Here is a 13,040-nt window from a genome sequence, read left to right as displayed (position 1 = left end):
GCGGATCAGCTTAAGCTGATACTAATCCTTAAAGACAAAAATAACGGGTGCGTGTTGGATAAACTAGTAAGAGACTTATGATATGAAAAAAATTAAATGCAAAGAATTTCTTTACCCTATTGACAGGGACTGGCTAATGGGCGACCCCATGTATTATCTGTCTTCAAGAATGCAGTAGAATTGCTCAAGCGACCAATTCCAGCCTCAAGCAATAATTGTGAGTATTGTAATTGGGTTGGAAGTAGAATCAATTTTGAAAGTGCTAATTAAATCTGTACAATCTCCAAGTAATTCTGTTCAAAGGAGGGGGAGGATTTATGAGAAAAAGAATCCTATTGCTAGGGTGCTTGTTGTTGGTTAATGTACTTTTTCTATCGTCCACAGAGGCCCAAGATAACGGAATCGGTGACTTTCCGCCCTTCATTCCAAACAAATTAATGACAACTCCGTTCGGTCCTGCATTTGCGGACATAATCCTAGTGCCATCGAATTTCCTGCCATGCGAAGGCGGGCCTTTCGCTTTATGTTATTACTCCGGTCCGGAACCTGAGACATGCGTTCCCACTGAGGACGGGAAATTCGCCATTTGCAAATGTTTCGAGTTTGCATACGGGAAGTACTTTGTGCTTATAAACGCTATTTTGAATACGGAGATCTACCAAGAAACGGTAGCGAAATGCGGCGTTGAGGGAAGTATGTGTCAAGAGACCAACCAGGCACCCGTGTGTGAATCTATAAACAGTGGCGAGTTCATTCCCGACGCTGACAGCATTTCAACATTCAGCTTCGAATGTATACCTGAAGAGGGCATCGGTCAGACAAATTGTACACAAGCTCTTTATGCGGGCTGCATGACGGCGCCCTGTATCAAAACTGATGAAGAGGGAATCGTCGATTGCCTTTGCCCAACGTTCGACGGACCATATCAGATAGGGCTAAATAATCAGACCTGTGATATAGGACCTGAATTTGTTTGGTCTGCCGCCTTTAATCCAAATGCAGGAGGAAAGACATTCCCCACACCGCCCGGCTGCATTCCCGATGCTCCCGAAGATGCTGGAGGCTGTCCTCTTTTGACAGAGAATATTCCTCCACCCCCACCAGATGTGGACTGCGAAAAGGTCTGTCAGGAGTACGAAAGTTGTCAGACCAGTGGGGGTGTGGAAATCGGATTTACATGCGATGCCACCCTCTGTACTTCTACATGCAATGATAGGGGGTTAGTGGGTGAGGGTTGCTCCGGGCTCCAGAGCTGTGATGTTTCTGAAATCATCAGGTTGGAGGAAGAAGTAGGATGTAGCTGCTGTGCGAGCCAGATATGCGGCTGTATTCCGAATAGCAAGACGGACGAAGAAGTATTTGAATTAGATGAGAAACAAAGGGAAAGAGGAATTACGCCCCAATGCGACATAAATGGCACACTTTGCGGAAAGCAATCTTCTGGCGGCGGAGGTTGTTCTGTGGCATCTGTTGGCGCTCCGACATCAGTCCCGTTATACCTCATTATATCTTTATTCATCATGATAAGAATAGTCTGGAGAATTAAAAAAAGAACTAAGGGAGAAAAGTAACAAAAAGAGTGCCTAGGGTCAGTTCCAAGTCTTATACCAGTTTTTTCATCTATTTTATAACTAGGCAATTAAAGCAAAACGCTCTTTATCTAATCATCTAGTATTTAAGGTATGAGATTTATTTAATGATTATTATCACCTTCAATACTCATAAATAAAGCCATTGCTGACGGGTATTGTCTGCTTCAAAATTGTTTTGTGGATTATTCCGTTAATACAAAAGAATATTGGAGATATACTTGCTAGGAAATAAGGACATTTGAAGCCTTTAAAATGGTATAAGGTTTAGAACCGACCCCATACTTACTTTTAACACTGACCACTTCAGTTATTTGGTATTAAGTCATGATCGCTGAGCAAATCATAGGCAACGCGCCTGTAATTCTATCTGATTTTCTAAGTAGTTTTCTAAAAAAGGGTTGCCCCTTTAATTCGTACTACGTGGCGATCTCTCACCGTTTTTCGTCATTGCGAGCACTTCGACTCGCTGTACAGGCTCAGGCGCGGCAATCTCATCTTTTAATGCAGTAGGGAAAACCTTTTGCGGTTCTCGAACAAGTACGACTCCTAAACGAGAAGAAAAAAGACAAGAAGGCTGAAGTTCATGATGAGGGAAATAGGAAAGACCTTCAAAAAATGGCGGAGAAGAAGAACAAAAAGAAAAATAACTCATTTATTCACGCCCGACCCCATTTATACCACTCATCTCCACCAATCATTACAGGTAGTTACAAAAGTAAGATAATCTTCAATTCGCTTGTTGTCAGCAATTGCACTTAAAAAATTAATAGATTGCGGGCCTCTATGGATCAGGTAAATTCACTGGACTATTAATACTTAAAAAGTTAATTAGACGCCTAAGTTTCTTAAGAAAAGTAAGGATGAGTAACAAATGAAAACCTTAGAAGATATTAAAAATGATAAACCCCTGCTACCCCAAATTCACTGGGACATGAAGCCACGGGAGAGGATAAGGCGGACAGGGAGTGAAACCAAAGAAGAGATGGAAGACATTGAGAGGCAATTGCAAGCTAGGGTTGGTTACTTCTTTTTCATAGAGGTAAGAAATCTTCAAACCGCACTCTACCTGTATGAAAACTATCCAGATGGTTCTGGCAAATTCGTTTCTGAAATAACTGAAATACCCGAACAAATGCTCAACGAAGCCGCGATAGAGGCAGGTGGTAATATGAAGACCGACGGCCGCTACCCCATAAATCTTCCCATAAAAACCTGGCTGAAAAATCAGTTAGCAGATTAACCAGAAGCTATCTAATAATAGCCAACCTCCAGGATTGTATCAATGTTTTTTCAGTTTTAATCGGGAATAAATATTGGGCCTGTTCTAATTAAGTCAATATGCTTGCCACACCCCAAATATATTTGGTCAATTATCCGAAATGTGGAGAAATTAATTGGATAGAAACAAATGCAAAAGAAGAAGGGAAGATATAATAAACATAGACCCAGTTAAAAATTGATTATGATATATTTATTTTGTATTTACTTCTTAAAAACGACAAGGGATTAAATGAAGTTTTTTATTGTAATTGTCAATAGTCCAGATGCGTCACCTGATTTTTTCGGAAGTTCATGATGAGGAGCGTAACAAAAAAATAGTTCAATAAATAGCGGGAAAGGAGAAAATAAGATAAAGTCATCTATATCATAGAAAATGTCTGTAGTACCTATTAATTTGTGAAGCTGAAATCCCTAGTAGTATTGTTCTGAATCATGGATCGTGCATTTTGAATCCAGCATCGTATCACCATTTGTCAATTGTAGGCTTGACCGTTCGCTTTTATAGGGTAGCGTTCCCTTTAATTTCGGGAGTTCATGAGGAGAGACATAGAAAAGAGAATTCAAAAAACAGCAGGGAAGAAGAACAAAAATAAGATATTTAAACTACTTGATAAAATAGCGTTTGTTATCAATTTTCTAAATTTTATTGTTACAATAGTCAAATAAACAAACCCTGACCCTGAACATGCCCGAAATCAGGTATCGCGAATCCACCCCCTTAAGGTCATTCCCGAGGATAGTTATCGGGAACCCATTTTGCGGTTTTCCTAGTTCCGAAATACTCAATTCTATAATATAATTAATACCTTCGCATGTGTGCCCCAGAACCAATAGCCGCAATTCTCCACCTGCGGTCATTCCCGAGGATTGTTATCGGGAATCCATATTGTCAATTGCGAAGGGCGAAGCCCTGTGGCAATCTCCTTTTTATTTCTTCAAGAATTAGGATACTCAAACGGTAAGAAAGAAAAGGACAAGAATCCGGAAGTTCATGATGAGGGAGATAGGAAAGACCTTCAAAAAATGGCAGGGAAGAAGAACAGAAATAAGATGGATTGAACTACATTATAAAACAGTGTCAATGGTAACCAGCTTTTGAATTTTATGGTTACAATAATCAAATGAACAAAGCCTGACACCACTCTACCGCCTTCCTTTAGAACTTTTATTTACTTGATCCTGATAGCAACGTCATTAAATCAGAAGCAACAAAGAGTTTGTTTCTTCTTCTCCCTTCCGTTTCTCGAAGTATCCCAATTTCAACGAGTCGGAACACGCCGGTTTTGACAGAATTGAATGGCAATTTCCATTTTTTACTCAGCCCTGAAATTGAAATAACAGGATTAAGAAAAATCTCGTCTATCAACCTGTGAGCTGATTGTGGAATTTTTTTAGTTTTTTCGAGTGTATTTTTATAATCAGCATGTAAATGTAGGATCGTTTTTGCATCTGATATGGCATCTTTGGATTGAGATATAATACCTCTTAAGAAAAATTCAATCAGTTTTCGCCAATCCCCTCTTTGACTAACACCGAGGAGACTAGAGTAATACTCAGCCCTATTCTTTTCAAAAAATGTGGATAGATAAAGGAGTGGCTGAGTTAAATACTCTCTTTCACAGAGGAAAAAAGTAATTAACAGCCTTCCAATACGACCATTTCCATCAAGGAATGGATGGATCGCCTCAAACTGGTAGTGCATGAGAGCACATTCTATCAGTGTAGGCTCCTCTGCATTTGAGTGAAGGTATTTCTCCCAGTCGCTAAGTGCGTGATGCATCTCTTCTACCGGTGGAGGAACATACGTTGCATCATTCAGCAAACACCCCGGCGGACCAATCCAGTTCTGGGTTTTGCGAAATTCTCCTGGTGTAAGATGTTCACCTCTTACTCCTTCCATTAGAACTCCATGAATTTCGCGAACCAACCTTCCAGAGATAGGAAAATCTTTTAATCGCTTAAGTCCGTATTCCATTGCTCGTACGTAATTGCGTACTTCACGAACATCTGGGACTTTTGGCTCTCCTGACTCAATAGCTTCGAAGAAGAATAAATCGTCAAGAGAGGCTTGGGTTCCTTCTATTCGCGAACTTGACACTGCCTCTCGTCTTATATAAGGTGCAATAAGTAGATAGGGATTTGGTAGTAATCTTCCGGTCCCCGATAGTTCTCCTAATAATCTGTCAGCATCAGAAAGAAGCCGGATAAGCTCTCTATCATAAGTCATTTCAGGCGGCAAGGGATTAGGCACAAACGCCCAATATCCTCTCAATGTGTTTATACATCTTCCCGCCGAAGAATTTTCAAATTCCTTTGGGTTCACTATCCTATGGCCTCAAATTAATTATCCTGCAATAAGTGTAACATTTATTGCAGGTTTAATCAATAACCTGCAATTATCAGCCCATAATTCAAATCCTGCAATAAGCAAAGCCCTTATTTCTTCCTGGGCTTAAATCCTGCAATAAAATGCCTTAGTACATATTTGTACCCCTGTCCCAAGTGCAGTAATCGGGGATCCGCCCACCTCTTGTCATCCCGAATCCTCTCGTGAGTAAAAGCGGAGGAGCTATGAGAAATCATTCTATACTGCCATGAGGGGCGAAGCCCTGTGGCGATCTCCTGCTAATTATGTATCCTTTCCTTCGATTCGTCATTCTGAACTCGTTTCAGAATCTCTTGTTTAATAACTTCAATCCACCACCCAATGTTATTTGAAATCAGTAATCAGGAATCCAGAAAGATGTCATCGCGAGCCATTGCGCGGCAATCTCTCCTTTATTAAAAAGCTTTGAGTCTTCCTTTTTTCTGGCTCGCCCGTTGTCGTTAAGCCAATATGCATGCCTGGCACCGGGTTTTTTGAAAAAGCTAATATCTTTAATAATTCTTTCAGGTTAGTCGTGAATATAAGTTACGAATTTAGCTTTTACACCTCTTCTTTCTTAAAGGTTCTTTTTCCATCCACTTATGTCATAATGTTATGAATTAAACCAAAAATCCCTAATTATTAGTTAGGTGATATCGAAAATGAAAGCAATCGGTTGGAATAATGGGTCTCCTGATAATAACACTGGAGCAGGCTATGGAATAAGAATATCTTCAGAAGACAGGGACAAATATTTTAAGAAGTCATGGAATGAAATAATTATCAAGCTTAGTAATGAAGATTTAGTGAGTGTAAGTCTCTCAAATTCATGTTGGGAAGATTGTATAGAACTGCGAAGTTCTAAAATCGGGAAATGGATGATTAACAACGAACTAGCTCCTTGGAAAAAGGGAAATCCGCCAATTATTAGATTAGACCCAGTAAGTAATAAAAAGTTTAGATTAAGCTTAGAAAAAGATTATAGTCAGGAATTTAGTGAGGAATCATTTTGGTCGAAAGTTGCTAAATATGCTCTTCAGGCAGGAAGGGGGCTCATTTTAACTGCATTAACATTATTTTTTTGTGCAATGGATCCTGATACTCCGAAATGGGCTAAAGCGGTTATAATCGGAGCTCTTGGTTATTTCATAACCGTACTAGATGCGATTCCTGATTTTACTCCTATTGTTGGTTACAGTGACGATTTAGGGGCATTAACTGTAGCCGTAGCAACCGTCGCAGTACATATTAAACCTGAACATAGAGAAAGGGCTGAACAGGCTCTAAAGCGTGTATTCGGTAAAAAATAACCAATTGCTGAAGGGAACAAATTGCAAGCTGGCTTATTTAATAACAACATAGAAAAGAGGCTTTGGGAGTCAGCGGATCAGCTTAGGGCTAATTCGAAGTTGAAATCCTCTGAATATTCAGTTCCCGTATTAGGCCTTATCTTCCTTAGATATGCAGACCATAAGTTCACAATCGCAAAGGAGGAATTGGAGAAACAAGTTAAAGATTCAGAGAGCAGAAGAAGAATAACAAAAGCTGATTATCAAGCCAGGGGAGTACTTTATCTTCCAGAAAAAGCTCGTTTTTCAACTCTATTAAATCTTCCTGAGGGAGAAAATATTGGACGAGCAATTAATGATGCAATGAAGGATATTGAAGTGGTAAATGAAGACCTCAAGGACGTCCTTCCTAAGACATATAACAGATTAGAAAACGATGTTTTAGTTACACTCCTAAAAATCTTTTCAAGCATTCCGATGGATATTGAAGGAGATGTGTTTGGAAAAATCTATGAGTATTTCATCGGCAAATTTGCTATGGCAGAAGGGCAGCGAGGTGGTGAGTTTTTTACACCCACTTCTTTAGTAAAACTCATTGTGGAAGTAATCGAACCATATCATGGTAGGATTTATGACCCAGCCTGTGGCTCTGGTGGTATGTTTGTTCAGAGCGCTAAGTTTGTTGAAAGGCATAAAATGAAACCCAGTGATGAAATATCAGTTTATGGTCAGGAAAAAACTGCTGAAACCGTAAGGCTTTGTAAAATGAACCTAGCGGTTCACGGCTTATCAGGAGATATCAGGCAGGGGAATACTTATTATGAAGATATACATAACTCCCCTGGGAAATTTGATTTTGTAATGGCTAATCCTCCTTTTAATGTCAATGGAGTGGATAAAGAAAAGATTAGAGATGATAAACGTTCTCTTTTTGGAATTCCCAGACCTGATAATGCGAATTATCTCTGGATTCAGATATTTCTTAGTGCTTTAAATGAAAACGGGAGAGCAGGCTTTGTAATGGCAAACTCCGCAAGCGACGCCAGACAATCGGAGCTAGAGATTAGAAAAAGAATTATTGATGACAATGTCGTAGATGTGATGATAGCAATCGGTTCAAATTTCTTTTACACGGTTACCCTTCCATGCACATTATGGTTCTTTGATAAAGGGAAGAAGAAAACAGACCGAAAAGATAAAGTCCTTTTTATCGATGCCAGAAATATCTATAACCAGATCGATCGTGCACACAGAGAGTTCACGCCTGGTCAGATAGAGTTCATTTCTAACATTGTACGGCTATATAGAGGTGAAGAAATAGAGACAGATTTAGGGAGTGAAAAGATGATGGAAGAAAGCATATCGAGGCAGAAAAATTAAAAGGCGCGATAAATTCTAGATTAAGGAGGCTTGTTAGGTTAAATAAGCTTAGGATCAATTTATTGGAGAAGTTAAACGAATTGATTGAAGAATATAATTCAGGAGCTACGAACATCGAAGTATTTTTTGATAAATTGTTAGTTCTTGCAAAAGAGCTAAACGAGGAAGAGAAGCGTGGTATTTCCGAGAATCTGTCTGAAGAAGAGCTTGCTGTTTTTGATTTGCTTTACAAACCAGATTTGAGTGAAAAAGAAAAGAAACAGGTAAAGCTTGCCGCCAAACATTTACTTGAAGTATTAAAAAAGGAGAAATTTGTACTTGACTGGAGGAAAAGACAGCAGTCTAGGGCAACGGTTCTAATAACTATTAGGGATGTGCTAGATAGGGAATTACCCAGGAATTATACCCCGGAAATCTATCAGCAAAAATGTGACCTTGTTTATCAACATATTTACGATTCCTACTATGGAATGGGTAAAAGTGTTTATTCTAGCATATGGGGTCAGGCGTGAATAAATGAGTTATTTGTCTTTGTTTTTTATCCCCCTTATTTTTTGAATTATCTTCGCCTCCTAGTTTTTTATGGACTTCAGCTTTTTTGCTCTCTTCTATCTTCTCGTTATCAATCAGAAGATAAGTGCCTGCAGGCTCTTCGATTGAATTAATAAAACAGGCACTTTGACGAGACAGTTCGATTAATTCAGGACAAGCAAGAACAAGGTTTCCCAAAATTCTCCTTAGTCCTCCTTTAAAAAGGAGGAGATTAAAGCGTACGAATGAATATTTAGGGAAATTTTCAGGTCTCTATCTTTAGAGGGTAGAATCCCCTTTAATTTCTAAATGACTTCTTCCATCGCTATCAAAGTCAACGGGTGCATCTTTTAAATTTTCCTGCAATTCTTTGAAGTCATCTACACCAAACAGGGAAAGAAGATACTTGTTGAGCGCAAGGTATTTTTCTATGTTCATTTCTCTAGTTCTTTTAAGATTTTTTCAAATAGAGGCTTCAATGGCGGTAATTCTTCCATAACAGCCCTCCATACGATACTTAACTTAACTCCAAAATATTCATGGATAACTTTGTTCCTCATACCTGAAATATCCTTCCATGGTACTTCAGGATAGTTTTTTCTGACATCACTGGGAATGTTTTTGACCGCCTCACCCACGATTTCAAGTGCTCTTACTACTGCAAAGATGGTTTTATCGTCTCGGGTAAATTCTTCGTAAGACATGTTGCCAACAAAATCCGCAGCCTTATCCATCGCGCCAATAATGTCCTCAATATAATCTCCGATCTCTCTTTTCACAGGGTTATTACTTCTCTTAATATGTTCTTGCCTATTCTTGGCTTTAGTGCGGATTTCTCAACCAAATCAACCTTGAAACCAATAAGGTCGCTCAAGTAATTTTCCAAATTTACAAACTTTAAAAGACCGATTTTTGCATCCTCTTCAAATTCCACAAGTATATCAAGGTCGCTTTTTTCTTTATATTCCCCTCTAACATAAGAGCCAAATATGCCTATTTCCCTAACCCCGTATCTTTCTTTCAACTCTGCTTTATGTTCTTTCAGGATACTTATAATCCTTTCGAGATTTGAAGCATTTGTATTCGCCATATCTTATCCCTCCATCAATCTCTTGAATTCTCGCTCAAAAAATCGAATTTCCACCTGAGTGTTTTATCCATTTTCATGGGCATGATGAAGATAAATTATATTACAACAGACCTCTTAAGACCAAACAGAAATGTTTCTAACGACAACCGGGTCGGGCTTTGCTTATTGTAACTAAAATTTAAAAAATTGATAACAACTGCTATTCTATTAAGTAGTTTAAATTATTAAGTATATGGGGTGAGGCGTGAATAAATGAGTTATTTTGCTTTCTGTTGTTCTTCCCCCGTTTTTTAAATTGTGATTGATGCTTTTAAAATAAGTGGTGACAGACACTACCTATGGTTTGACGAGAAGAAATATAAACGAATAAATCTCAAAAAGCGCCGGATACCTTAAACGCTGCTAACCGAATCACGTTGTGTCAGATGCAAACTAACTAAGAACGAATCCTTTTTATAAGTTCAAGTGCCTGTCACCATTCAACTGAAAAAGTTCTTGACTAATGTTTCCTATTGTTTACAATAGGGTATATCAACTTAAGAAACGTTGAGACTCTATCCTCACTTTTTGATTAGTATCTCAACTTGTAAAGCCTAGGTAGTCCAAACAGAATACCTTCACAATTGAGTGTGTTAGCGAGTTAAACCTAGAAGAGGTTGCACAGCGATCTTTTCGCTGTCTAGGTGTGAAGGACTTCATTATGCACTCTTGACAGAGGACGCATGGGTGTTTGCAGGAAAGCTTGAAATAGCCAAAGAAGAGCTTGGTTAGTCAAGGAGTAAACACAGGGCAAGCTTGGAATTCCTTGAGCATGAGTTGGAGGTGGGAAGATTTAGATTTTTTTGGGTGAAGCCTGGAAGAGTCAAGAGGGCTTCTCACTCGAAGAGTGGAGGACTAAAGAGGAACTTAAGCTAAAAAAGGTAATTTATTTTGTAGGAAAGTAAATTAAATAGGAGGTCAAAAAGATGGCTCTAAATAAAGAAACGACAAAGGGAAATGGTGTACCAGAGACAGTAAGGGGGATTACAGCATCTGTTAGTAAGAATTATCTAGGTGGTGTAAAGCTTTCCCTATCCATCTTGGAAGAGAATCTAAAAGCTTTCAACACACAGGTTGAGCACCTACTTAATCTTCACCAAGATTACATCAATACTGGACTAGTGTTCTATAATAGGTCTTCGATAGCAGCGTTTTCGAATGGAAACCCAAGGGCTTTAAATAGTAAGGTTCATAGTATTGTTGATAGCATTGTGGATTTTCAGAAAGACTACGTTAACTTAGTTAAAAGCGTATCAGATAGCGTTATAGAGGAAACTCTTAAACTCACTCAGAAGAAGGAGAAGCGAAGTTCTTTAAATGACCTTGAACCTATATGTATATTTATCACCAAATATAAAGTTGAAGAGTCGGATGAAAAAGAAATAGAAAAGACAGTAGATGAACTCCTTTCTGAGTTTAAGATTATTAGAACCCTAAATCCGTTAGTCAGCATTTTTTTAGGTAGATGGAGAACTGAGATAACCAGAAAGAACAAAGATAGAATTATCAGACTAGTTGATAATCTGAAATCAGTTGAGGGTATTGGTACTGTAATACCGGCCCTTACATTGACTAATATGTTAAAGCAACAAGAGCTTACATGGAAGGTTTGGAGAGACGTAATTTCCTGATGCCGAAAACGGATCCGAATTATAATATCATTTTCTCAACTATTGGTAAAAAGCAAGAGTTTCGGGTCAGCCTTGTATTATTGTGTCCGTAGATACAGATGGCATTTGAGTGAAGTAAGGTTGCCACAGGGCTTCGAACTTCGGGATTGTAGATGTTAGATATTTCGGGGCTAGAATCTATGAGTATTTATTTCAATGGAATATGAGGTTTACAATATTTACTTTGTCTTGATACTGAAACAAGTTCAGCACAGGTACAAAGAAGCAACCCTTCGATCCTTCGACCCTTCGATGAAACTCAGGGCTCGGGACAGGCCCTTCGGCTTGACTCAGGGCTCAAGACAGGCAAGGGCAAGGCTCGCCCTTTGTTGTCATTCCCTAACGCCTTAATAGGGAATCCATATTCTTTATCCGTGGATCCCCGATAACTATCCTCGGGGATGACATAAGGACTAAAAAATTTAATCCAACCTCAGCCTGCAAATATTTTTTAACGTCTTCGTTCCTGATTTTCTTAACGCAATTTTTGAAAGGCCTGTTAACATCCCAGAAGTGCATGTTATTTTAAAGTAGGGATTTCTTCACGTAATAAAAAATAGGGAAAGATGTGACTATTTTTTTCAATAATACTCTTTAAATATAGACACGATAATGCCAAGACACCTTATTCGTTTTATATTGATCCTTCTGGGTATAGTTTCCCTTTTGAGCGCTATGTGGGGCGGGCTGGTGCGACTTGGGTGGTCAATGCCTGTTCTACAACCCGCACTTGCCACATTCCATGGACCTCTGATGGTATCCGGTTTTCTGGGAACCCTGATAAGCCTGGAAAGAGCAACAAGAATGGAATACAGGTGGACTTATGCTGTCCCTGCATTGACTGGGTTCGGCGCTCTGATATTGATGACCGGCTCGTCTTCATTAATTGGTGAGTCTTTAATCACTTTAGGAAGCTTTGGTTTATTTATTACTTTTATCGTTATCATGCGCATTCAGCTGACTCTCGCCAACGTTGTAATGGGAGTCGGAGCTTTATTATGGTTGATAGGCAATATCTTCTGGATGACAGATTCTCCGATTTACCGGATCGTTTTCTGGTGGGCTGGATTTTTGGTGCTAATAATTGCTGGTGAACGTCTGGCGATAATTCGAATTCTTAGCCTTTCAAAATCCACCAAAGCTACGTTTCTAGTTGCTTTGGGGATTTTCTTGCTCGGGCTCGTTCTAACATCGGTAAATTATGATAATGGGATACGCCTCTTGGGCGCAGGTATGATCAGTCTGATGATATTGTTAATACGCTATGATATTGCATGGCGGTCGGTACGAGGGACAGGACTATCCCGTTTCATTGCAATATGTTTGCTTACAGGCTATATCTGGTTAGGTATCAGTGGAGCGATAGCTCTATCAATGGGTAGCGTGCCTCTAGGACTAACCTACGATGCAGTGTTGCACGCCCTCTTTTTGGGATTTGTCTTTTCAATGATATTTGGTCATGCACCAGTTATATTCTCAGGGGTGCTGGGGATACCTGTTTCTTATCAACCGCAGTTCTATGCACACCTGGTATTCTTACATCTAACATTGATAATGCGAGTTGTAGGTGACTTGTGTGGATGGTCATTTGGACGCCAATTGGGGGGCCTTCTCAATGTTTTTGTATTACTAGTCTTCCTCGCAAATACTGTCTATGCAATCCGAACGTCATTTTCTAAAACTAAATCGGCACAATAGCCGGAGAGTAAGTAAAGGGGGAAGCAACCCTTCGACCGGACAAGGCTGCCTCCCTGGGCGTCATTCCCGCGGATTGTTGGCGGGAATCCATATTCTTTATCTGTG

Annotated in this window: 15 protein-coding genes; 9 read left to right on the top strand and 6 right to left on the bottom strand. The window is 39.4% G+C overall.

The window, feature by feature from the left end:
* Positions 1-317 precede the first annotated feature (317 nt).
* On the top strand, positions 318-1,571 hold the full coding sequence (locus tag VGA95_04865) for a hypothetical protein (GenBank protein ID HEX9665874.1): 1,254 nt from the start codon (positions 318-320) through the stop codon (positions 1,569-1,571).
* 427 nt (positions 1,572-1,998) lie between these two features.
* Here VGA95_04865 and VGA95_04860 read toward each other — a convergent pair whose 3' ends face one another.
* A complete protein-coding gene (locus VGA95_04860) occupies positions 1,999-2,244 on the bottom strand; it encodes a hypothetical protein (protein HEX9665873.1) in 246 nt (81 codons plus the stop codon).
* 219 nt (positions 2,245-2,463) lie between these two features.
* On the opposite strand from VGA95_04860, the gene VGA95_04855 reads away from it, so the two are divergent.
* Entirely contained in the window at positions 2,464-2,832 is a 369-nt protein-coding gene (locus tag VGA95_04855; protein HEX9665872.1) for a hypothetical protein, read from the top strand.
* Positions 2,833-3,785: 953 nt separating this feature from the next.
* The gene (locus VGA95_04850) at positions 3,786-3,932 is read left to right on the top strand and encodes a hypothetical protein (protein ID HEX9665871.1); all 147 of its coding nucleotides are present in this window, start codon (positions 3,786-3,788) and stop codon (positions 3,930-3,932) included.
* Positions 3,933-4,038: 106 nt separating this feature from the next.
* Here the strand turns inward: VGA95_04850 and VGA95_04845 are convergent, their stop codons facing one another.
* Entirely contained in the window at positions 4,039-5,196 is a 1,158-nt protein-coding gene (locus tag VGA95_04845) for a Fic family protein (GenBank protein ID HEX9665870.1), read from the bottom strand.
* Positions 5,197-5,900: 704 nt separating this feature from the next.
* Between VGA95_04845 and VGA95_04840 the strand changes: the two genes are divergently transcribed.
* The 3 genes from VGA95_04840 to VGA95_04830 are packed head-to-tail and all read left to right on the top strand — an operon-like array spanning position 5,901 to position 8,419.
* Entirely contained in the window at positions 5,901-6,548 is a 648-nt protein-coding gene (locus tag VGA95_04840; GenBank protein HEX9665869.1) for a YkvA family protein, read from the top strand.
* A 21-nt stretch (positions 6,549-6,569) separates the two neighbouring features.
* Positions 6,570-7,907, top strand: a complete 1,338-nt coding sequence (locus tag VGA95_04835; protein ID HEX9665868.1) for a class I SAM-dependent DNA methyltransferase — start codon at positions 6,570-6,572, stop codon at positions 7,905-7,907.
* A complete protein-coding gene (locus VGA95_04830) occupies positions 7,889-8,419 on the top strand; it encodes a type I restriction enzyme endonuclease domain-containing protein (protein ID HEX9665867.1) in 531 nt (176 codons plus the stop codon). Before VGA95_04835 ends, VGA95_04830 begins: the two co-directional genes overlap by 19 nt.
* Here VGA95_04830 and VGA95_04825 read toward each other — a convergent pair.
* From VGA95_04825 to VGA95_04810, 4 genes are all read right to left on the bottom strand, one after another.
* Positions 8,397-8,636 carry a hypothetical protein gene (locus tag VGA95_04825; GenBank protein ID HEX9665866.1) on the bottom strand — a complete coding sequence of 80 codons (240 nt, stop codon included), beginning with the start codon at positions 8,634-8,636 and terminating at the stop codon, positions 8,397-8,399. The genes VGA95_04830 and VGA95_04825 overlap by 23 nt on opposite strands.
* Before the next feature lie 81 nt (positions 8,637-8,717).
* Positions 8,718-8,876 (bottom strand): hypothetical protein, encoded by a 159-nt coding sequence (locus tag VGA95_04820; protein ID HEX9665865.1) that lies wholly within the window; start codon positions 8,874-8,876, stop codon positions 8,718-8,720.
* The gene (locus VGA95_04815; protein HEX9665864.1) at positions 8,873-9,217 is read right to left on the bottom strand and encodes a DUF86 domain-containing protein; all 345 of its coding nucleotides are present in this window, start codon (positions 9,215-9,217) and stop codon (positions 8,873-8,875) included. The genes VGA95_04820 and VGA95_04815 overlap by 4 nt, the downstream gene beginning before the upstream one ends.
* Positions 9,214-9,528 carry a nucleotidyltransferase family protein gene (locus VGA95_04810; GenBank protein ID HEX9665863.1) on the bottom strand — a complete coding sequence of 105 codons (315 nt, stop codon included), beginning with the start codon at positions 9,526-9,528 and terminating at the stop codon, positions 9,214-9,216. The genes VGA95_04815 and VGA95_04810 overlap by 4 nt, the downstream gene beginning before the upstream one ends.
* A 965-nt stretch (positions 9,529-10,493) precedes the next feature.
* On the opposite strand from VGA95_04810, the gene VGA95_04805 reads away from it, so the two are divergent.
* The 3 genes from VGA95_04805 to VGA95_04795 all read left to right on the top strand — a co-directional run bounded on the left by VGA95_04805 (position 10,494) and on the right by VGA95_04795 (position 12,935).
* Complete coding sequence (locus tag VGA95_04805; protein HEX9665862.1) at positions 10,494-11,198, top strand: hypothetical protein; 705 nt, start codon at positions 10,494-10,496, stop codon at positions 11,196-11,198.
* 195 nt (positions 11,199-11,393) lie between these two features.
* Positions 11,394-11,588 carry a hypothetical protein gene (locus tag VGA95_04800; GenBank protein HEX9665861.1) on the top strand — a complete coding sequence of 65 codons (195 nt, stop codon included), beginning with the start codon at positions 11,394-11,396 and terminating at the stop codon, positions 11,586-11,588.
* A 261-nt stretch (positions 11,589-11,849) separates the two neighbouring features.
* Entirely contained in the window at positions 11,850-12,935 is a 1,086-nt protein-coding gene (locus tag VGA95_04795) for a hypothetical protein (GenBank protein ID HEX9665860.1), read from the top strand.
* Positions 12,936-13,040 lie beyond the last annotated feature (105 nt).

The organism is Thermodesulfobacteriota bacterium, assembly GCA_036397855.1.
GTDB lineage: Bacteria > Desulfobacterota_D > UBA1144 > Nemesobacterales > CSP1-2 > DASWID01.
Note: the sequence above shows the minus strand (reverse complement) of the source record. Positions and strands in the feature narration are given on the sequence as shown.

Excerpts from the sequence above, each read along its gene's own strand:
- VGA95_04855 (HEX9665872.1), top strand. The coding sequence starts at position 2,464 with ATGAAAACCTTAGAAGATATTAAAAATGATAAACCCCTGCTACCCCAA.
- VGA95_04795 (HEX9665860.1), top strand. The coding sequence starts at position 11,850 with ATGCCAAGACACCTTATTCGTTTTATATTGATCCTTCTGGGTATAGTT.
- VGA95_04840 (HEX9665869.1), top strand. The coding sequence starts at position 5,901 with ATGAAAGCAATCGGTTGGAATAATGGGTCTCCTGATAATAACACTGGA.
- VGA95_04820 (HEX9665865.1), bottom strand. The coding sequence starts at position 8,876 with ATGAACATAGAAAAATACCTTGCGCTCAACAAGTATCTTCTTTCCCTG.
- VGA95_04800 (HEX9665861.1), top strand. The coding sequence starts at position 11,394 with ATGGAATATGAGGTTTACAATATTTACTTTGTCTTGATACTGAAACAA.
- VGA95_04865 (HEX9665874.1), top strand. The coding sequence starts at position 318 with ATGAGAAAAAGAATCCTATTGCTAGGGTGCTTGTTGTTGGTTAATGTA.
- VGA95_04810 (HEX9665863.1), bottom strand. The coding sequence starts at position 9,528 with ATGGCGAATACAAATGCTTCAAATCTCGAAAGGATTATAAGTATCCTG.
- VGA95_04860 (HEX9665873.1), bottom strand. The coding sequence starts at position 2,244 with ATGAGTTATTTTTCTTTTTGTTCTTCTTCTCCGCCATTTTTTGAAGGT.
- VGA95_04805 (HEX9665862.1), top strand. The coding sequence starts at position 10,494 with ATGGCTCTAAATAAAGAAACGACAAAGGGAAATGGTGTACCAGAGACA.